Annotated in this window: 21 protein-coding genes; 11 read left to right on the top strand and 10 right to left on the bottom strand. The window is 38.9% G+C overall.

Going from position 1 to position 21,282, the window contains the following annotated elements; all coding sequences use genetic code 11:
* Positions 1-612: 612 nt before the first annotated feature.
* From nifJ to rsmE, 7 genes are all read right to left on the bottom strand, one after another.
* Positions 613-4,155: a pyruvate:ferredoxin (flavodoxin) oxidoreductase gene (gene nifJ / locus J3U74_RS11865; RefSeq protein WP_267329072.1), complete on the bottom strand. Its 3,543-nt coding sequence runs from the start codon at positions 4,153-4,155 to the stop codon at positions 613-615.
* A gap of 333 nt (positions 4,156-4,488) precedes the next feature.
* Positions 4,489-5,526 carry a phosphoribosylformylglycinamidine cyclo-ligase gene (gene purM, locus J3U74_RS11860; protein WP_267329073.1) on the bottom strand — a complete coding sequence of 346 codons (1,038 nt, stop codon included), beginning with the start codon at positions 5,524-5,526 and terminating at the stop codon, positions 4,489-4,491.
* A 100-nt stretch (positions 5,527-5,626) separates the two neighbouring features.
* The gene (gene ruvX, locus J3U74_RS11855) at positions 5,627-6,037 is read right to left on the bottom strand and encodes a Holliday junction resolvase RuvX (protein ID WP_267329074.1); all 411 of its coding nucleotides are present in this window, start codon (positions 6,035-6,037) and stop codon (positions 5,627-5,629) included.
* A gap of 3 nt (positions 6,038-6,040) precedes the next feature.
* On the bottom strand, positions 6,041-6,598 hold the full coding sequence (locus J3U74_RS11850; protein WP_220217540.1) for a YqgE/AlgH family protein: 558 nt from the start codon (positions 6,596-6,598) through the stop codon (positions 6,041-6,043).
* 20 nt (positions 6,599-6,618) lie between these two features.
* Entirely contained in the window at positions 6,619-7,071 is a 453-nt protein-coding gene (locus tag J3U74_RS11845; protein WP_267329075.1) for a GNAT family N-acetyltransferase, read from the bottom strand.
* Between the two features lie 3 nt (positions 7,072-7,074).
* Entirely contained in the window at positions 7,075-8,031 is a 957-nt protein-coding gene (gene gshB, locus J3U74_RS11840) for a glutathione synthase (protein ID WP_267329076.1), read from the bottom strand.
* Between the two features lie 203 nt (positions 8,032-8,234).
* Positions 8,235-8,960: a 16S rRNA (uracil(1498)-N(3))-methyltransferase gene (gene rsmE / locus J3U74_RS11835; RefSeq protein WP_220217537.1), complete on the bottom strand. Its 726-nt coding sequence runs from the start codon at positions 8,958-8,960 to the stop codon at positions 8,235-8,237.
* A gap of 96 nt (positions 8,961-9,056) precedes the next feature.
* Between rsmE and folB the strand changes: the two genes are divergently transcribed.
* From folB to J3U74_RS11815, 4 genes are read left to right on the top strand one after another with little or no spacing between them, the layout of a single operon-like run.
* Positions 9,057-9,425 (top strand): dihydroneopterin aldolase, encoded by a 369-nt coding sequence (gene folB / locus J3U74_RS11830; RefSeq protein ID WP_267329077.1) that lies wholly within the window; start codon positions 9,057-9,059, stop codon positions 9,423-9,425.
* 30 nt (positions 9,426-9,455) lie between these two features.
* Positions 9,456-10,448, top strand: a complete 993-nt coding sequence (locus tag J3U74_RS11825; protein WP_267329078.1) for an MBL fold metallo-hydrolase — start codon at positions 9,456-9,458, stop codon at positions 10,446-10,448.
* Positions 10,449-10,507: 59 nt separating this feature from the next.
* Entirely contained in the window at positions 10,508-10,714 is a 207-nt protein-coding gene (locus J3U74_RS11820; RefSeq protein WP_220217534.1) for a hypothetical protein, read from the top strand.
* A 1-nt stretch (position 10,715) separates the two neighbouring features.
* Positions 10,716-11,144: an EamA family transporter gene (locus tag J3U74_RS11815; RefSeq protein WP_220217533.1), complete on the top strand. Its 429-nt coding sequence runs from the start codon at positions 10,716-10,718 to the stop codon at positions 11,142-11,144.
* Here J3U74_RS11815 and moeA read toward each other — a convergent pair.
* The 3 genes from moeA to rsmI form a co-directional block, all read right to left on the bottom strand.
* The gene (moeA, locus tag J3U74_RS11810; RefSeq protein ID WP_267329079.1) at positions 11,136-12,362 is read right to left on the bottom strand and encodes a molybdopterin molybdotransferase MoeA; all 1,227 of its coding nucleotides are present in this window, start codon (positions 12,360-12,362) and stop codon (positions 11,136-11,138) included. The two genes, J3U74_RS11815 and moeA, sit on opposite strands and share 9 nt — an antisense overlap.
* 156 nt (positions 12,363-12,518) lie before the next feature.
* The gene (gene ychF / locus J3U74_RS11805; protein ID WP_220217531.1) at positions 12,519-13,610 is read right to left on the bottom strand and encodes a redox-regulated ATPase YchF; all 1,092 of its coding nucleotides are present in this window, start codon (positions 13,608-13,610) and stop codon (positions 12,519-12,521) included.
* Between the two features lie 140 nt (positions 13,611-13,750).
* Positions 13,751-14,584 (bottom strand): 16S rRNA (cytidine(1402)-2'-O)-methyltransferase, encoded by an 834-nt coding sequence (gene rsmI, locus J3U74_RS11800; RefSeq protein WP_267329080.1) that lies wholly within the window; start codon positions 14,582-14,584, stop codon positions 13,751-13,753.
* Between the two features lie 370 nt (positions 14,585-14,954).
* Here rsmI and nlpD point away from each other — a divergent pair, with 370 nt between their 5' ends.
* The 7 genes from nlpD to J3U74_RS11765 all read left to right on the top strand — a co-directional run.
* Positions 14,955-15,995, top strand: a complete 1,041-nt coding sequence (gene nlpD, locus J3U74_RS11795) for a murein hydrolase activator NlpD (protein ID WP_267329081.1) — start codon at positions 14,955-14,957, stop codon at positions 15,993-15,995.
* Positions 15,996-16,111: 116 nt separating this feature from the next.
* Entirely contained in the window at positions 16,112-16,864 is a 753-nt protein-coding gene (gene gpmA / locus J3U74_RS11790) for a 2,3-diphosphoglycerate-dependent phosphoglycerate mutase (protein ID WP_220217528.1), read from the top strand.
* A gap of 101 nt (positions 16,865-16,965) precedes the next feature.
* Entirely contained in the window at positions 16,966-17,544 is a 579-nt protein-coding gene (locus tag J3U74_RS11785; RefSeq protein WP_220217527.1) for a thymidine kinase, read from the top strand.
* Between the two features lie 121 nt (positions 17,545-17,665).
* Positions 17,666-18,874: an aldose 1-epimerase family protein gene (locus J3U74_RS11780; RefSeq protein WP_220217526.1), complete on the top strand. Its 1,209-nt coding sequence runs from the start codon at positions 17,666-17,668 to the stop codon at positions 18,872-18,874.
* 294 nt (positions 18,875-19,168) lie between these two features.
* Positions 19,169-19,762, top strand: coding sequence for a UbiX family flavin prenyltransferase (locus J3U74_RS11775; protein WP_267329082.1), 594 nt, complete (start codon positions 19,169-19,171; stop codon positions 19,760-19,762).
* 21 nt (positions 19,763-19,783) lie between these two features.
* Positions 19,784-20,218, top strand: coding sequence for a pyridoxamine 5'-phosphate oxidase family protein (locus tag J3U74_RS11770; protein WP_267329083.1), 435 nt, complete (start codon positions 19,784-19,786; stop codon positions 20,216-20,218).
* Positions 20,219-20,642: 424 nt separating this feature from the next.
* Positions 20,643-21,282: contractile injection system protein, VgrG/Pvc8 family (locus tag J3U74_RS11765; protein ID WP_267338060.1), on the top strand; the 640-nt coding region annotated here is incomplete at its 3' end.

The following is a 21,282-nucleotide window of genomic DNA, read 5'->3' as shown; positions in this document are numbered from 1 at the left end:
GTAATGGTGGTTTTAGCAGTCCTGTCAGTGGTGTAAAACGAAAAGAATAAGCCCTTTACTTACTTTGTTAATTGATAAGTACAGGGCTTATAGATTGTTAATCAGATATTATCTCAAGCTAGCTATCAGCCGGCGTATCTGATATGCATGGTAACGGTGGTTTTAGCAGTCCTGTAAATGGTGTGAAACGAAAAGAATAAGCCTTGTACTTACTTTGTTAATTAATACGTACAGGGCTTATAGATTGTTATTCAGATGTTATCTTAAGCTAGCTATTAGCCGGCGTTTTGATATCTGAATAGTTGCTAAGTTATCTGATATTTATTTAGAGCATAGTAACGGTGGTTTTAGCAGTCCTATCCGCCGTGTAAAACGAAAAGAATAAGCCCTGTACTTACTTTATTAATTGATAAGTACAGGGTTTATAGATTGTTATTCAGAAATTATCTCAAGCTAGCTATCTGCCGGCGTATCTGATATTTATTTAGAGCATGGTAACGGTGGTTTTAGCAGTCCTGTCAGCGCTGTAGAACGAAAAGAATAAGCCCTGTACTTACTTTATTAATTGATAAGTACAGGGCTTATAGATTGTAATTCAGATATTATCTTAAGCTAGCTATCAGCTGGCGTTTCGATATCTGAATAAGTTGCTAACATTTGTAGGAATTTATATTTAGACTCTACCATTTTGGTCGAGCGTTCATGTAAAGTATCAGCAACTTGCGGCTCTAATGTTTCTAAGCGACGGAAGCGTTGCTCTTTCAGCAAGATGTTGGTTAATGCCTCACTGTTTGGCGTTTTAGAATCCAACACCAGTCCCGGTTTACCCTCTGCCATGCGGCGAGGATCGTATCGGTAGAGTGTCCAGAAGCCCGATTTGACGAGATCTTTCATTTGTTCGTGTGATTTAGACAGATCATAGCCGTGCTCTTCACAAGGGCTGTAAGCGATAACCAGTGAAGGTCCATTATAAGCTTCGGCTTCTTGTAAGGCTTTTAGTGTTTGGTTGAGTTGTGAACCTAATGCGACTTGTGCCACATACACATGGCCATACATCATCACGCTAACACCTAAATCTTTACGCGCTTTATGCTTACCTAAATCAGCAAATTTAGATACAGCTCCCATTGGCGTTGCTTTGGATTGTTGACCACCGGTATTAGAGTAACATTGTGTATCTAACACTAAGATATTCACATTTTCAGTTAAGCTCATCACATGGTCAAGCCCACCAAATCCGATATCATATGCCCAACCGTCGCCACCAATTGCCCAGACTGATTTGTCAATTAAATAATCGGCGTTTTGTATCAGCTCTTTTGCTTCATTGGATTCGATATGGGCAAGTTGTTCTCGTAATATCTTAACTTGCTGACGTTTTTCGTCAATTGAGGTTTCGGCTGATTGTAGCGCTAAGACAATTTCAGGTGATATTTCGCCGGCGACATGTTCTAACAAACGCAAACTGCGTTTTTTGTGTTGATCGTAGCTAATACGATAGCCTAAAGCAAATTCAGCATTATCTTCAAACAATGAGTTTGCCCAAGCCGGACCTCGTCCATTACGATCGGTGGTATACGGGGAAGCCGGTAAGTTACCGCCGTAGATAGATGAACAACCCGTTGCATTAGCGATTGCCAGATGATCACCGTACAGCTGAGTTAATAGTTTAATGTAAGGCGTCTCACCACAGCCAGCACAAGCGCCGGAATATTCAAATAGTGGCGTAAGCAGTTGCGAAGTTCGAATATCGATCCGTTCGAGTGTTTTCATTTCACGATCAGGTAACGCGGTAAAGTAATTATAGTTAGTACGCTGGGTTTGCAGGTTATCGATTCGTGATTGCATGTTAATTGCTTTTATCTCGAAGTTATTTCTGTCTCTTGCCGGACAAACTTCAACACATAAGTTACAGCCTGTGCAGTCTTCCGGAGCGACTTGCAATACATAGCGTTGTCCTTTCATATCTCTTGCTTTCACTTCAAGCGACTGTAAGGTTTCAGGTGCATTTAACATCTCATCGGGTTGAACAACTTTGGCACGGATTGCCGCATGCGGACAGGCAACAGCACAATGGTTACATTGGGTACAAAGTTCCGGTTGCCAAATTGGGATTGCTTCGGCAATATTGCGTTTTTCCCATTTTGTTGTGCCAACCGGCCAAGTGCCGTCAGGCGGAAATGCCGATACCGGTAAAGTGTCCCCTAAGCCAGCTAACATTGCTGCTGTGACCGTTTTAACAAAATCAGGTGCATTATCCGGTACGACCGGTGGCATTGATTGACTGCTTTGATCGACACAACTTAATGGAATTTGTTCAAGCGAAGCAATGGCTAAATCAAGCGCTTTCCAGTTGTTTTCGACTAAATCTTGTCCTTTGCTACTGTAGCTTTTTGCTATCACCTCTTTTAATTGAGCAATGCTAAAATCATTTTTGAAGATTTCAGACAGGTGAAAGAAGGCCGCTTGCATTACAGTATTAATTCTGGCACCTAAGTTGCATTCGCGAGCAATTTTTGCCGCATTAACGATATAAAAGTGTGCCCGTTTTTTAATTAATTGTACTTGTACCTCTTTGGGTAAGCGGTGCCAAACTTCCTCTTTACTGTAAGGGGTGTTAAGTAAGAAGATACCGTCATCTTTTAATTTATCAACGATCTGATATTTGTCGATAAACTGATCTTGATGACAGCCAATAAAGTGAGCACTGGTGATCAAGTAAGGCGAATCAATCGGTTCTAAACTGACTCGCAAATGCGAGGTTGTTAATCCGCCAGCCTTTTTAGAGTCATATACAAAGTAACCTTGAACATAAAACGGTGAACTATCGCCAATAATTTTAATATTATTTTTGGTAGCCGAAACCGTGCCGTCACTACCGAGTCCATAAAATAGCGCTTCAAGTGCTGATTTTTGGGCGATGGATTCGGTTGGTAATGGTAAAGATAAGCCGGTGATATCATCATAAATACCCACGGTAAAACGTGGTTTAGGGTTGTCCGATACTAGTTCAGCAAAAATAGCCAATACACAACGTGGATCAAACTCTTTTGAGGATAAACCATAACGTCCGCCGATAATTTTCGGTAGTGTTTGCCGTTCTCCTTGAGAAAAACTTTCAGCAAAGGCCGTCATAATATCTAAATAGAGTGGTTCGGCTTGTGCTCCCGGCTCTTTGGTGCGATCTAATACAGCAATTTTTTGTACCGTTTCGGGGATAACTGCCAGTAGATGTTTAGCTGAAAAAGGGCGGAACAATCTAACAATCACAACCCCAACTTTTTCGTTATTTTGCAACAGATGATCGACTACTTCTTTTGTGGTGCTGGCACCGGAGCCCATAATCACGATAATACGTTCAGCATCGTTTGCGCCGTAGTATTCAAAAGGTTGATACTTGCGGCCGGTTTGTTTTGCAAAAGCCTGCATCGCATCAACAACATGTTGATAAGTTTGATGATAATAAGGATTAACCGCCTCTCGACATTGAAAGAAGGTATCGGGATTAGCCGATGTGCCTCGGGTAACCGGTTTATCAGGCGTTAAGGCACGAGCACGAAATGCGTCAATGGCATCAGTTGGTAATAATTGGCGGATATCATCATCGCTAATAGGGTGAATTTTATTCACTTCATGAGAAGTTCGAAAGCCGTCAAAAAAGTGTACAAACGGTACACGACTGTTTAAGGTGGCAATTTGTGAAATTAACGCCATATCCTGCGCTTCTTGAACAGAGCTTGAGCAGAGCATAGCAAAACCAGTTTGTCGTACTGCCATGACATCGGAGTGATCACCAAATATTGATAAAGCATGCGTGGCAATGCTACGTGCTGCCACATGCAGCACAAATGGTGTGAGTTCCCCGGCTATTTTGTATAGCGAAGGAATCATTAATAATAAACCTTGTGATGAGGTGAAAGATGTCGATAATGCACCGGTCATTAACGCACCGTGCACGGTCGAAATTGCGCCCGCTTCAGATTGCATTTCAACCACTTTAGGGATATCACCAAATACGTTTGGTTTATTAAATTCTGCCCATGTGCTAGCTTGCTCAGCCATAGATGAGCTAGGGGTTATTGGATAAATGGCAATGACTTCGTTTGCCCGATAAGCGACGGATGATACCGCACTATTAGCATCTGATATGATCATTAAAAAACCTTGTGTTTTATAGTGTTACGACATTACTTAGTTATTATAATTTTTCGCTATTGTACCAGAAAGTAAGATAGCTTTTAGTTATTTTTATGTTAAATTTTTTGGATAACTTGTTGAATTTGCCTATTACAAAAGCGTATGAGTTAGGATCAGGAAGCAAATGGCTATTACTAAAAAGATTGCTTGTTTGTTGAGTATTTTGCTTGTTATCGCTGCTGATTTATTGGCGTTGTATAATTAATAAGCCAACTGTTTTTGACACTTGTTAATGACATGGTTCAATATTACTCAATCTTTGGCAGATTGAATAATATTGAATGAATAAAACTACTTGATAACAACTCGTTGGCTATCGGATGATTGGATAATCTCGCCTATCACCCACGCTTTTTCACCGTGGCTGCTGAGTAAATTAATTGCTTTTTCAGCAAGCTGTTTCGGTAAAGCGATGATTAAACCAACGCCACAATTAAAGGTACGATACATTTCGTGGCGCTCAACATTACCGGTTTTTTGAAGCCAATTAAATACGCTTGGCCATTGCCAACTACTTTCATCGATAACTGCTTGAGTGTTATCCGGTAATACTCGTGGGATGTTTTCCCAAAAACCCCCACCGGTAATATGGGCAATGGCGTGGACATCGATTTGTGCGATTAAATCCAACACCGATTTTACATAGATTTTAGTTGGGGCTAATAGATGATCGGCAAGCGGCTTGCCGTCGAGTTGTTCAGTCGCCGGATTGACACCACTGACTTGTAGAATTTTACGAATCAAAGAGTAGCCATTAGAGTGGGCGCCCGAAGAGGCGAGGGCGATGAGAGCATCACCGTGTTGTACTTTGCTTCCGTCAATCATTTCGGCTTTTTCAACGACGCCGACACAAAAACCGGCTAAATCATAATCATTGCCATGATACATACCGGGCATTTCAGCCGTTTCACCACCAACTAGCGCACAGCCCGACTGTTTACAGCCTTCGGCTATACCTGTTACAACCGTTGTTGCCACATCGACATTAAGTTTACCTGTTGCATAATAGTCTAAGAAGAATAGCGGCTCAGCGCCTTGAACAATCAAATCATTAACACACATTGCCACCAAATCGATACCAATTGATTCATGACGGTTTAAATCCATTGCAAGGCGTAATTTGGTGCCGACGCCGTCAGTACCGGACACTAAAATCGGCTCTTTATATTTTTGTGGAATGGCGCAAAGAGCGCCAAAACCACCCAGACCGCCCATAACTTCAGGCCGTTTGGTCTCTTTTACGACAGATTTAATGCGATTAACCAATTCATTACCGGCATCGATATCGACGCCGGCATCTTTATAACTTAAAGTATTGTTGTTTGACACGGGGAGCAATCCTTACAATAGAAAAATTGGTCATTATTTTAGCAAGGAAGATATTGATTAGCGAACAAATATTTGTAAAATAACTTTTTAATTCTTAAGATTAATTGTTGTCAAACCAACTTTCTAAAATAATGATTGCCGAAGTGGCATCGACTCGACCTTTCTCCAGCGCTCTATATCCACCGGAAGCAAAAATATGCGATTTGGCTTCGACTGTTGATAATCGTTCATCTTGCAAATGAACTTGATAACCAAACATGCCATGTAGTCGGTTAGCAAATTTACGAGCACGGGCAGTTAAGGGTTGTTCTGTTCCGTCCATGTTAAGCGGTAGCCCGACAACTAAATAATCGGGTTTCCACTCATTTAATAATTTTTCGATAGCTTGCCAATTGGGGATACCGTCCCGTGCTTTAAAGGCACAAAGAGGACTGGCTGTTTTAGTCACATCTTGACCAATAGCGGCGCCAATGCTCGCCGTTCCGAAATCAAATGCAATAATGGTTGCCATTGGTTAAGCATTTCCCATTAGGTGTGAAATCGTATTAATATTAACACCTAATGATTCTGCCGCTTTTTGCCAGCGATCGTCGATCGCTACTTCAAAAATAATTTGCGGATCAGCTTTGGTGACCAGCCAATCGTTACTGGCGACTTCATCTTCCAGTTGTAAAGAGCGCCAACTTGAATAGCCCAATGTTAGCAAGAGATCTTTAGGCTGTTCAGGCGAGCCAATCGATTTTAGTGCATCAAGCGAGGTGGTGATCATCACATCATCGGAAATTTGAATACTTGATGCAAACCCTTTTTGTGGGGTATGCAAAATAAATCCTTGCTCTTCTGCAAGTGGTCCGCCGCAAAAAACCGGATGCTCTAACTCAGCACAATTTTTGCTTGCGGTGATTTCTAAACGTGACAAGACTGTTTCAACGTTCAGATCTAAAATAGGTTTGTTAATAATAATACCCATGGCACCATCACGATTATGCTCACAGATATAGACAACTGAACGACTGAAAAACGAGTCTTCAATCGTTGGCATGGCGATAATAAAATGATTTTTTAAGTTCATATGCTCACATTTTTTTTAGTTTATAAGGCGCATTGACCAATTTTAACTTTGTGCTCAACCACACAGCGCATTAATAATTCAGCTTCTTGGGTTTCTTCATTGAGAGATTTTGAAACTATTTCAAAATTTTGCGCTAGATAAAAATCAATAGCGGCTGTGTTTTTTTCATAGACGTGAACCAGTAATTCATTAAAACGTTGCTTTGCTTTATTCACTAGCGCTTTTCCTGTGCCTTGTCGTTGATAAGCCTGCTCAACAAATAGGCCGGAAATATAGTTTTCGGTAAGCCCAATAAATCCTTTTACACCATTAAGGTCTTGCACATAGACCGTTGACATCGGGATGAGCATCTTAACTAATTGGAAATTTTGTTTAAAAAATTCAGGATCGATAAAATCATGTGCTTGTAGATTTCCTTCAAGCCATATTGACATTACTTTATCTAAATCGGTACTTTGGAATTCTCTTATCATTATTTAACTCTTTTTATTTAAACGGTGTTCGATTGCATCCATTAACATTCCGGTAATTGAAAGACCGGGATTTGCCGCTTCAATTTCGCGAACACAAGTTGGGCTGGTGACATTGATTTCAGTTAATTTATCACCAATAATATCAAGCCCTACAAATAGTAGGCCTTTTTGTTTTAATGTTGGCGCAACACTGCGGGCAATATGCCAATCGCTCTCACTTAATGCTCTAACTTCGCCATGTCCACCAGCGGCAAGATTACCCCGGGTTTCGCCTTTTTGTGGAATGCGAGCCAAACAATAAGGCACCGGTTCACCGTCAACAACTAATACACGTTTATCACCGTCTTTTATTGCGGGTATAAAGTTTTGTGCCATACAGTAACGGCTGTTGTGTTCAGTTAAGGTTTCAATGATCACCGACACATTAGGATCATCTTGTTTAATACGAAAAATGGAAGATCCCCCCATACCGTCGAGCGGTTTTAGGATGATATCGCCATGCTGTTGGTGGAATTCCTTGATCTGTTTGGTTTGACGTGTCACCAGCGTTTCCGGCGTAAATTGAGCAAACCAAGCTGTAAAGAGCTTTTCATTGCAATCACGTAAACTTTGTGGCTTATTGACCACCAGTACGCCTTTGTCTTCTGCTCGTTCTAAAATATAGGTTGCATAGATAAACTCAGTATCAAAAGGTGGATCTTTTCGCATTAAAATAACATCAAGTTCACTAAGTGCGATTGTTTGTTCATCACTGGTATCAAACCAATGTTCGTCATTATTGTAGACAGTTAATTTGCGTGTTGTTGCACAAGCTTCACCATTACGTAAAAAAAGATCATTCATCTCCATATAAAAAATTTGGTAATCTCGTTTTTGTGCCTCAAGTAACATGGCAAAACTGGTATCTTTTTTAATTTTGATATGACTAATACGATCCATAACAATACCAAGCTTAATCATGGTCTCTCCTTACTGATTTTTTTGTTTTTTACTGAAATTATGGTGGTGACTTGTACTATCTTGTTCTTGCGTTTAGATTTGACTGAAACATTAGGATAGATAGTGGTTTATCACTATTTATAAAGTGTGATATCCACTATCATACCTGTTACAGATTAAGATGCAAATAATAAACATCTATTATCTTGTCTATTTAGCTTAAATTACCCTAAATCACCAAAACAGACTTGTAAGGCGGTAATTGCGGTAAGGGCGGCGGTTTCGGTACGTAATACACGAGGTCCAAGTAAGATATCGGTGAATTGATGTTGATGAGTCATGTCAATTTCTTCATCTGAAAGCCCGCCTTCAGGCCCGATAAGTAAGTTAATGGTTTTATTATCGCACGGTAATTGGTTTATTGTTTGCTGAGCTTTAGGATGAAGGTTGAGTTTTAAGCCTTCGGTTAAACTGGCGCACCAATGGGATAATTTCATAACTGGTTTGATTTCCGGGATGATGTTTCGTCCGCACTGTTCACAAGCTGAGATAACAATTTTTTGCCATTGCTGAACTTTTTTTTCAAGTCTGTCTTGATCAAGCTTTACGCCACAGCGTTCTGAAAGTAGCGGGGTAATGGTGTTAACCCCAAGTTCAACCGATTTTTGGATAGTAAATTCCATTTTCTCACCCCGGGATATGACTTGCCCGAGATGAATATTTAATGGCGATTCTCGATTATCCAACACGGTGCTCGCCGTTTTGACCGTCACGGTTTTTTTGGTGATTTCGCTAATCGTTGCCGGGGTTATCTGATTAGATCCGTCAAACAGGATAATATTTTCACCGACTTTCATTCTTAGAACACGGATCAAGTGATTAAAGGCATTATCATCAAGGGTAATAGAGCTATTTTGAACAATGGTATAGGGCTGAAAAATTCGAGTCATAGTTGTGAATAATTTGCTTAATTTAAAATAAATTATAGCGTAATTTAATAAGATTCGGTAATCTCTATTCAATACTAATTAGTCAGTGGAATAAGTATGAATACAAATTGTAAAGATCGAGTGTTAATTGAAGGATTAACGCTATTTACCACAATCGGTGTTTATCAATGGGAAAAGACCATTAAACAAAAGTTAATTCTCGACCTTGAAATGGCTTGGGACAATCAGCCGGCGGGCAAAGCTGATGATGTGTCACTGTGTTTGGACTATTTTTTGGTTAGCCAAACAATTACCACCTTTATTCAGTCAAACCAATTTGAGCTAATCGAGTGTGTTGCTGAGCGTATTGCGGAACTGGTGATAGAAAAATTTGGTGTGAATTGGTTAAAAATTAAAGTTTCAAAACCCGATGCCATTGCAAATGCGGGTAATGTAGCTGTTGTGATCGAGCGCACAGCCAATTGATTGACTAATTAAGAGCAAAATAATCTGATCATGAACAAAAAAACACCGTCGATTGCCAATCATCATAAGGGCAAGGGCTTTGAAAATCAGGAACCGTTTAAAATTAAATTAGTCGATACGTGGCGTTGGCGTCGTCAGCGCAGGGTGTTACCGCCTAAAGGGGGATATCAAGTATTTAATCAAACTTGGTGTGAACCGATTGATGTGACCTTAACGGATGATCGAGTTTGGTGGATAGGTCACTCAACTACCCTAATTCAACTTGACGGTAAAAGGATTTTAACCGATCCGGTGTTTTCAAAACGCGTCTCTCCCTCCCAGTTTATTGGCCCTAAGCGCCGTACCTTGCCGGCAATCACGGCGGATCAATTGCCAACTATCGATGTAATCGTTATTTCGCATAATCATTATGACCATATGGATTATCATAGCATTCGCCAGCTGTTGGCTCGTTTTCCGAATGTTGTGATGTTAGTTCCTTTAGGTTTAAAAAAGAAATTATCTAAGTGGGGCGCAAAGCAAGTCATCGAATTAGATTGGTGGCAGTCGGTAAACGTGACAGGGTTAACGTTTACGGCAACGCCAGCCAAACATTGGAGTAATCGTGGGCTTTTTGATGTAAACAAAGCATTATGGTGTGGCTGGATGATTCAATCAAATGTGGATGATAAACAACAATGTAAAACTGTCTATTTTATGGGGGATACCGGTTATAGTCCGATTTTAAAACAGATCAGCGAGCGTTTTGCACACATCGATTTAGCATTAATCCCGATAGGGGCTTATGCGCCACGTTGGTTTATGCAATCTCAACATATCGATCCCAATCAGGCGATTTTATTGTTTGATCAGCTTCACTGTCAGACCGCAGTAGCTATTCATTGGGGAGCATTTGAATTGGCTGATGAACCGTTAGATGAACCACCAGCGTTATTAAATGAGTTAAAAGGTGATCGTGCGTTTTATCTTTTAAAAATAGGTGGTAGTCATACTATCAATCGCTTAGGTTATGGATTAAAATAGTTTATCTGTTTACAGCAAATAGACGTTATCTAACCACATTTTTAACAAAGGAGAAAAGGATGAAATCAGCATTACTTGCGTTATCTTGTATCGCTTTGAGTGTCGTTTTAGTTGGTTGTGGTGGTAAAAACGATCAGGGTAAAAAATATCATTGGTCTAAAGCTCATGGCGTTTTGGAAGATTGCCGTGGTGTAATGAATAAATCACAACAGTGCGAAAGCAACTCAAATAATCAGCAATACTTGTTTCAAATAGACAGGTATTAGTATGAGTGCTTGGTTGATATATGCATTGCTTTCGGCAATTTCGGCTGCTTTTGTTGCAATTTTAGGTAAAATAGGCTTACAGCATCTTGATGCAAACACGGCCACTGCAATACGTGCGATTGTGATGGCTGTTTTTTTGGTTGGCGTGGTTATTGTTCAAGGTAAGATAAATCTCATTAATACCTTTTTTAACGATAAAAAAGCATTACTGATTATTGCGTTAAGTGGGATTGCCGGGGCGTTATCTTGGTTGTTCTATTTTATGGCAATCAAAGAAGGTAAAGTTTCACAAGTTGCCCCGATTGATAAACTCAGTGTCGTTTTTGCCGTTGTTTTTGCGGTGATCTTATTTGGCGAAAAGATTTCATTTCTCGCCGGTATCGGCGTTGCTATGATAGCCGCAGGCGCTATTTTAGTGGCACTATTTTAATAGTGCATCAAACAGTGCCACTGTTACCCACTCACCTTGACTGACATTGCCACGCTGCTGTTCAAGTAAAATAAAACAGTTTGCTTGGTTAAATGATTGGGTCAAGTGCGAACCTTGTTGCCCGGTTGAACTTACTTCTAACTCACCGCTTGAATTGATTTGCAATATGCCACGTTGAAAATCTAATCGACCCACACTTTTTTTAAGATTAGTTGCCGTTTTAACTTTAAAAGTAAGATCATTATTTGTAATTTTTTGACCACAAAGCGCAAAAATAAGCGGTCTGACTAATTGGTAAAAGGTGACCAGTGTAGAGACCGGATTTCCCGGCAGACCACAGAAAAGGGCTTTATTAATGTTTCCGAAAGCAAAAGGTTTACCGGGTTTGATTGCCAGTTTCCAAAAATCTACCTGTCCCAGCGCTTCAAGAGCCTGTTTGGTATAATCTGCATCACCCACCGAAACCCCACCACTGGTGATAATTAAATCAGCATGCTGCGCTGCGCAATCAAGCGCTTGTTTGATTTTGATTGGATCATCGGCAATGATGCCTAAATCGATAATCTCGCAATGTAATTTGCCTAGCAGTAACTTTAGAGTGAAACGGTTACTATCATAAATTGCGCTATGACTGGCTAACGGCTGACCAATTGCAGTAAGCTCATTACCTGTTGAAAACAGTGCAACTTTTAATTTTCTATAAACGATAATTTCACTTAAGCCTAAGGTGGCAAGTGTCGAGAGGGTTGGAATGGTTAATCGTGTACCTTTATCAACAATAATGCTACCTTGTTTAACATCTTCACCGGCAAGGCGAATATTATCACCTGATTTTATATCATTTAAAAATCTGATGCCTGTTGTGGATTTTTCAGTATGTTCTTGCATGACAACCGCATCGGCCTGAGCGGGTAACGGAGCGCCAGTCATAATTCGTAAACATGTTCCTTCTGGCCACTGTAAATTGGCGATATCATCACCGGCAAAAATTGTGCCCGCTAAAGGTAGTGTTGTGGACTGAGTTATATCTGATAATCTGACAGCATAACCATCCATTGCAGAATTATTGAAGCTTGGTACGTTCATTGGCGAAATAATTGGCTCAGCCGTAATTCGATCTAGGGCGCTTTCTAAACTCACTTTCTCGCAACTAAGTGGCGAAGTCATTGCAGCGGTTTGAAGTATGGTTTTTGTGGCTTGTTCAAAAGTCAGTAACATTGATGTCCTACCTTAATTAAATTGTCCTTAGGTGATTTTTGTCAAGAAGTTTCAGAAAATTACTACGTTTCAGTATAAAAGATAGGATAAAGAACTTGGAAACTTAGGTTTAATTGCTTGAAGTTTGCGCCACCTTAAAGCGGCGCAATTTAATTGCTAAACGTTAAATAAAAAGTTCATTATATCGCCGTCTTGTACGACATAGTCTTTGCCTTCTGAACGCATTTTACCGGCCTCTTTTGCGCCTTGTTCACCGCCATATTTAATAAAATCATCAAAAGCGATAGTTTGCGCCCGAATAAAACCTTTCTCAAAATCAGTATGAATTTTACCGGCTGCTTGTGGCGCAGTATCACCAACTGAAATTGTCCATGCTCTCACTTCTTTTACACCAGCTGTAAAATAGGTTTGTAAATTCAATAGGCTATAACCTGCACGAATTACCCGATTTAATCCCGGTTCGGTTAAGCCTAAATCTTGCATAAACTCATCACGGTCAGCATCGTCAAGCTCTGCAAGCTCAGCTTCAATTGCGGCACAAACTGGCACAACAACCGATTTTTCTTCAGCTGCAATCGCTTTCACTTTTTCTAAAAACGGATTATTTTCAAAACCGTCTTCGTTTACATTGGCAATGTACATGGTTGGTTTTAAAGTTAAAAAGCTTAGGTATTTAATGGCATCAAGCTCTTCTTTACTTAAATCAAGTAGCAATAGTTTTTTACCTTGCTCTAAATGAGGTAAACATTTTTCTAAAATTTCTAACTCAAATTTGGCATCTTTATCGCCACCTTTTGCCCGTTTTTGTAAACGAGTGATCGCTCGTTCACACGCTTCAAGATCGGATAGCGCAAGTTCAGTATTGATAATTTCAATATCTTCAGCCGGATCAATTTTGCCCGCTACATGGACAATATTTTCATTTTCAAAGCAACGAACTACATGCCCAATGGCTTCGGTTTCACGAATATTGGCTAGGAATTGATTACCTAAACCTTCGCCTTTTGATGCGCCTTTTACTAAACCTGCAATATCGACAAATTCCATAGTGGTTGGCAATGTGCGCTGTGGTTTGACAATTTCAGCAAGCTGATCTAAACGCGGATCCGGCATTGGCACAACACCTGTATTTGGCTCAATTGTACAAAACGGAAAGTTAGCCGCCTCGATACCTGCTTTGGTTAGTGCATTAAAAAGAGTTGATTTACCAACATTTGGTAATCCGACAATCCCACATTTAAATCCCATACTGTATGTTACCTTTTATCATTAAATATCTTAAAAAATTAAGGGCTAATTATATACTAAATCACGCTAAATGTGCCAATGTTCTTATTTATGATGAAATCTAATTAAAAATCAATCATTAAGCTATTTGGCAGGTAGGCTTAATTTGTCTTTTCAAAGGTCAAACCAAGCTGATAAAGTTGATTTTTTTTCAGTCCATAAATTTCGGCCGTTAATGCTGCTGCTTGTTTTAGTGGTAGGGATTTAACTAATAATTTAAGGGTGCTAATAGCTTTGGCATCGATTTCATTATCGGTTTTAGCTTTTCCTTCCACAATTAAAACAAATTCCCCTTTCTTGCGTGCTGTATCCGTTTGCAGCCATTGAATCAACTCACTTACCGGATAGCTCACAATAGTTTCCCATGTTTTGGTTAACTCTTTTGCCAGCACCACTTGTCTATCTGCACCAAAGATAGTTTGCATATCTTGCAATGTATCGATTAATCGATGTGTCGATTCATAAAAAATCATGGTATGTGGCTGGTCAATGAGACTGGTTAAGTAATCTTGCCGGGCTTTTGCTTTTGCGGGTAAAAAACCTTCATAGCTAAATTTATCTGAAGGTAATCCTGCTACGCAAAGCGCAGCAATAGCAGCGCAAGCACCGGGTATTGGAACAACTTTGATATCATTTTCACGGCACGCTTTCACTAAGTGATAGCCCGGGTCGTTGATTAATGGTGTGCCGGCATCAGATATCAGTGCTATAGACAAGCCGGATTTTAGCTTATCTATCAATTGTTGTGCTCTGTCTTGTTCATTATGGTCATGGAGCGCAAACAGTTTAGCTTTAATGCCAAAATGCTGTAAAAGCAAACCACTATGGCGGGTATCTTCAGCAGCGATAAGATCAACTTTTTTGAGTGTTTCAATTGCTCGAAGTGTGATATCGTCTAAATTTCCAATAGGTGTTGCAACAATATATAAAGTCATTATTTTAAATCACATTAAATTTTCGTAGAAAATACGTTAAAGAGACTGTACGAATGCCTATTTTATTGTATATACTCATGGCTTTCAAAATTAATTCAATTTAAGTCTTTTTTAAAACTTAAAGTAAGATTTTTAATCATTTGTTGTCTGTAACAAATATTCACTTAACAAATGATATAATTATGTTAAATCGTCGCAAAAGCGATGCTTTGCAACTTGCTAAAAAAAGTGCGCTATATTAGGTGATAAATAGCTTAATGCTCAGTGACTTGCTCAATTTAGCATAACATGGAATCAATATAATAGCTTTTTACAACAAAAGCGATAAAATATATTCATAAAACAATATTAAAAAATGAAAGGTGTTGCTGTGAAAAAAATTCTAACATTAAGTTGTTTAAGTTTGATGATTGCTGCTTGTACTCAAACTGATCAAGCCGAGATCGAAGATATTTCCGGTTCTTCTGGTGGATCAATTTCATCTGTATATACTAAACCGCCGTCAAATATTTCTACAGGTTCTCGCGTTTATTCAACGCCAACATCTTATAACCAACCGACTCAAACAACATCTTCGATTCAAAATACATCAACAACCACCAGTAGCAATGGTACGGTGACGACTAATGAACGAATCACTTATAATCGTAATTATGAGGATATTCCCAAAGGCGGATATCAAGGCAATACTTATACCGTTAAACGTGGGGATACTCTGTTTTACATTGCTTGGGTGACCGGTAATGATTATCGTTCGTTAGCAGCGAAAAATAATATCAAAGAGCCTTATGCTGTCAATGTTGGGCAAGTTTTAGATGTGAGCGGTGGAACAACTATTGTGACGCAACAGACAACTACTTCTCAAACTGCAAGCACAAATAGTGGTAGTAGTAATTATGGTGGAGGCCAATTAGATAATCAACCAGCTTCTACCACCACAACAACTACCACAACAACAACGATTGATGAGGGTAAACCACCTAAAACAACGCAAACAACCAATACGGTCACCACGACGCCACCACCAGCAACAGGCACTGTGTCAAATAATAATATTGCATGGCAATGGCCAGCCAGAGGTAAGATCATTGAAAAATTCTCAAATGCAAGTAAAGGGATCGATATTTCAGGTTCGTTAGGTGATAAAATTGTTGCGGCAGCTGACGGTCGAGTTGTTTACTCAGGTAATGCATTACCGGGATATGGTAATTTAATTATCGTCAAACATAATGATGATTATTTAACCGCTTATGCGCACAATCAAACTATTTTAGTGAAAGAGCAACAAGCTGTTCGCGCGGGTGAACAAATTGCTACAATGGGGGCGACAGGTACCTCATCAGTGAGATTACATTTTGAAATTCGTTATCAAGCTAAATCTGTTGATCCTTTAAAATACCTTTCAAATTAATTTAAATTTGAAAATATAGATTATTTAAAACCAAAATGCACAGTTAACTCTGTGCATTTTGATAGAACAGAATTCATTTAACCGTTTTTATTTTAAGCAACAAAGGAGTTAAATTCATGGCAGTAAAAAAATTAGTTCTTATTCGACATGGAGAAAGTGTTTGGAATCAAGAAAATCGTTTTTGTGGTTGGACTGATGTAGATTTATCTGAAAAAGGTAATAAAGAAGCAGCAGAAGCAGGGCAACTACTTAAGCAAGAAGGTTTCCAATTTGACTATGCTTTCACTTCAGTTTTAAAACGTGCAATTCACACTTTATGGCACGTGCTTGATGAAGTTGATCAAGCATGGTTACCTGTTGAAAAAAGCTGGAAATTAAACGAACGTCACTATGGCGCATTACAAGGTTTAAATAAAGCTGAAACTGCAGCAAAATATGGTGATGAACAAGTTAAATTATGGCGTCGTGGTTTTGCCATTACTCCTCCTGCGCTTGAAAAATCGGATGAACGTTTTCCAGGACACGATTCACGTTACCGTAATTTACCAGAATCTGAATTACCATTAACTGAAAGCTTAGCGTTAACTATCAAACGTGTACTTCCATACTGGGAATCAACTATCGCACCACGTGTTGCTAAAGGTGAACGTGTTATTATCGCCGCTCACGGTAATTCTCTACGAGCATTAGTTAAACATTTAGATAACATCAGCGATGATGATATTATTGATTTAAATATTCCAACTGGCGTACCATTAGTTTATGAATTTGATGACAATATGAAAGTTATCAAACATTACTATTTAGGTAATGCCGATGAAATTGCCGCTAAACAAGCAGCAGTAGCAAACCAAGGTAAAGCGAAATAATTTCGTTTTTAACTATTTAAAAACGAACTATTAAAAAAGGTAAGTGATGGTTACTTACCTTTTAAATCAAGATTGTTTATTTTATTTTCGAGAGTATTATTTTGTCTAAAATTTATTATATTTATGCTGTAATGAATGCGGGAAAGTCTACTGAGTTATTACAGATTGATCATAATTATTTAAGTAACAATATGAAGACATTACTGTTAAAGTCATCGGTAGATACTCGTGATTCAGCAGTAGAAATTGTGTCTCGATTAGGGCTGCGAAAAAAAGCATTACAACTTGATGATAACAGTGTTGATGAGATTATTGAACACATAAAACAGAGTAATTATGCTTGTATTTTGATTGATGAGAGTCAATTTTTATCATCCAAAACGATTTGGAAGTTATCCGATGTTTGTGATGAATATGGCGTTCCTATGATGTTTTTTGGATTAAAGACCGATTATATGGGACAGTTATTTGAAGGGTCCAAAACATTATTAGAGATTGCAGATAATTTTAGAGAGCTTAAAACAGTTTGCTGGTGTGGCAAAAAAGCCATTATGAATTTATTAGAAGGCCAAGACGGCCAGATTGTTAAATTTGGTAATTCTATTCATTTAGGTGATACGGAGTTTCATTCTGTATGCCGTAAGCATTGGAAAACCGGTCAAGTAAGGCCAAATTGTTAATTTAGTTGCTATTTTTTAGTAAGGTATAAATTAGTTGGGTTTAGAAATGCGTTTTAAATTTGTTAAAAGAAGATAGTTATTTCCATATTGAGTACAATTTCATTAATTATAAGGAATCGTTATGAAAACCAAAATCAGTTCACTAGCATTAGCGCTAACTTTCATCACTGCTACCGCCCAAGCTCAAGAATATGTTCTTATCGACAAGGAAAAAGATATCGATAAAGGATTTTGGGTTGTTCACAATACCGATATTGGATTAAAAGATACCAATTTTAGAATACAAAATAGAGTGTTAACTGGTGGTAAAGAAGAGGGGTCTCAACTGCTTTCAATTACAAGTGGTAATTTCAACATCTATTTAAGCCCAACCCGTGGAATGGGCATTCTCTCTGTGGAAGGTGACGGCATTCGTTTGGGGTGGGATGCTCCTGTTAAAGGCGTTATTAATCCTAAATTTATCGATCTTGAAAGTCGTGATGGCTTAGGCTGGTTAGATGGTTTTGATGAGATGCTAGTACGTTGTGGTTTTGAATGGAGTGGTCACCCTGTCAAAGCAGACGGTAAAATATACTCACTTCATGGACGTGTTCAAAATATTCCGGTGTCAAAATTACTTGTCAATATAGAAGATAAACCGCCATATACCCTAACAATCAAAGGGCTTATTGAAGAAAAATCAGATAATGATAAAAATTTAGAAACTTGGACGTCATTAACTTATGTTCCGGGCACCAAAGAATTCACTATTCACGATGTTGTGACGAATAAAGGTAAGGCGACCAGTGATTATCAAATCATCTATCATAGTAACTTTGGTACGCCAATTTTAGAAGAAGGGGCTAAGTTTGTTGCACCTGTGAAAGAAATTTCTCCGTTTAACGATTATGCTAAAGGTGGTTTAAAAACTTGGGAAACCTATTCCGGTCCAATCAATGATGCCAGCGAAATGGTATTTAACATCTATCCTTATGCAAAAAATGACGGGCAAACTCAAGTCATGTTAACGGACAAAAATGGCGACAAAGCTGTTGGTATTGCTTATAACATCAAACAATTACCGGTATTTTCATTGTGGAAAAGCTTCGATCCAATTAAACAAGGTTATGTTACCGGTTTAGAGCCAGGAACTAGCTTCGCTTATCCTGTTACAATTGAACGTGAGCAAAAACGAGTCCGTCAATTAGAACCCGGACAAAGCACTGAATTCACTTTAACTTATAGCTTATTGTCAAATAAAGAAGCTGTAAGCAAATATGCAGATCAGATTAAGGCTATTCAAGATAACAGAAAAACTGATATCGTTGAAACGCCAATGGCGCAAGAATAATCACTCACTACCATTGCCTACTTTCTTAGTAGGCAATGTTTCAATAGAATGCTTGTTATAATCTTTAACTCAAAACACCGTTTCCCTTATGCTTTTCGATAAAATTCCATATTAAACTGTGTATTTTACGCCTTCTACTATTAAATAGTTAACTACTGCAAAAGAAAAGCTGTTGAGCACACTTATGTTTGATAATATAACGAGATATTTTTACAATGGTCTTTAAAACCCGTTCAATTTTCTGTTTTAAGATAAAGTACCTTTTACCCAAGACAAATAACAATAGGAAACAAAATGACAGCAAGGCGGATAATTATTGGTATCAGTGGCGCAACCGGATTTGCTTATGGCATCAAAGCGCTAGAATTATTAAAACCAATGGATGTTGAAACGCATCTGGTTATTTCAAAAGCCGCCCAGATAACCCAATCTTATGAAGCACCCGACTACAGCATAAAACAGATCGAATCGCTTGCTGATAAGGTTTACAGTGTCAACAACATTGGTGCAGCAATTGCCAGTGGCTCATTTAAAACTATTGGAATGTTGGTTGCGCCTTGTTCGATGCGCTCTTTGTCGGCTATTGCCAATAGTTTTAGTGATAATTTACTCACTCGGGCGGCAGATGTGGCCTTAAAAGAGCGACGACGGTTAGTGTTAATGGTAAGAGAATCTCCTCTGAACTTAGCACATATCAAAAATATGGAAGCGGTCACCTTAATGGGCGGAGTAATTTTCCCACCGGTACCGGCACTTTATCAACACATTGAAAGTATTGATGATGTCATAACTCATAGTGTTGCAAGAGCATTGGATCTTTTTGATCTTGATATTCCTGCTTTACCACGTTGGGGAGAAGATATGCACTTAAACCGTCATCCCAAATAACGCAGTAATAAATGTTAGCCAATGAAAATAGATAACAATATCATTGAATTTATTAAAAACCAGCATGTGCTTTCGCTCAGTGTACTTTTGCCTGACAATCAGCTATCGGCGTGCAATGTGTTTTATGTGTTTGATGACCAACAGATGTGCCTTTATTTTCTTACCGAATTGAAAACGCAGCATGCTAAAGCGATGTTAACTCATCCCCAAGTCGCTGGTACTATTAACGTGACGCCAAAAAATATACTACACATACAAGGTATACAGTTTAAAGCAGTAGCAACGCAGCTCACCGATCAGCCAGCAAAGCAGGCTTATTCTCTCTATTATCGAGCCTTTCCCTTTGCTCGGATAATGCGAGCGCCAATTTGGTCGTTAACATTACAACAAATCAAAATGACTAATAATCTACTTGGCTTTGCACATAAAACCTATTGGCAACGTCAAAGCAGTTAGTTTTTAGCATTGATAAAATAGTTTTGGGAAACTTACTATTTTAGATAACTTATTTACTGAATTCCCCTCAATATCATCTGCCGATTTGTTGCTTACTCTGCTTGATGTATTATTTAATTGCTATACAAACGTTTTTACACTTATCAATTGCTGATAATATCGTCATTAAAATCCTGTCTAACGTTGATCAAATCAGTTGTATTAATCCAGAAGTCTTAGATAAAAACAGTTGCAAAATATATCGAAACCACGTAAGTTATTAGTGGTATAACAATAATATTATTTGTTGTTTTAAACACTTAGGACAGACATAGCATCATGGATAGTTTGCTAATCGTTTTTACACATTTTATATCAAATGCACCTCCCATGATCTCCTTATTGTTGGTCTCTATTTTGTTAAAATCACCGAAAGGAGCACATCATGGCGCAGAATCCGATCAACCAGATTCCAAACGACCCCGTCAAGCAGGTACAGCAATTTGGGAAACAGTTACTCCATGGACTCCATGAACTGGTCGGCTTAGCTGTCAGTCATAATCGTTATACCTTAACGGTTGACGGGTTAAATGCACCTGTTTCAGTATTAAAGGTTAATGGTGAAGAGCAGTTAAACCAGCCGTGGCAATACACAATAGAGTTTACCTGCACTGATAAACAGCTATCGATTGAAACCCTGCTGAATCAAAAAGCTTCATTCTGCTTTAATCCGTTTACCGGTAATTTGCTTAATACAGCGATACGCTCCTTAACGGACTTACCGACAGCAGGACAAGCCCGCACCCTTTATGGGGTAATTACTGCATTTAGTCTGCTGTCGGTCAGCCGGGATGAGGCGCATTATCGGGTGGTGTTATCGCCAAGATTAGCCCGACTGTCACTGAGCCGTAACAGCGCTATCTTTCAAAACCAAAGTGTCATTAGTGTGGTTGAAACGGTGTTACGCAGCCATGAATTTACCGGCGTTGATTACCGTTTAGAATTAAAAGAGACCTATCCGGAAAGAGAATTTATCACCCAATGGCAGGAGAGTGATTTAGCCTTTATTCAGCGACTGTTAGCCG

The sequence above is a fragment of the Gilliamella sp. B3892 genome, from assembly GCF_026536305.1.
Taxonomy (GTDB): domain Bacteria; phylum Pseudomonadota; class Gammaproteobacteria; order Enterobacterales; family Orbaceae; genus Gilliamella.
Note: the sequence above shows the minus strand (reverse complement) of the source record. Positions and strands in the feature narration are given on the sequence as shown.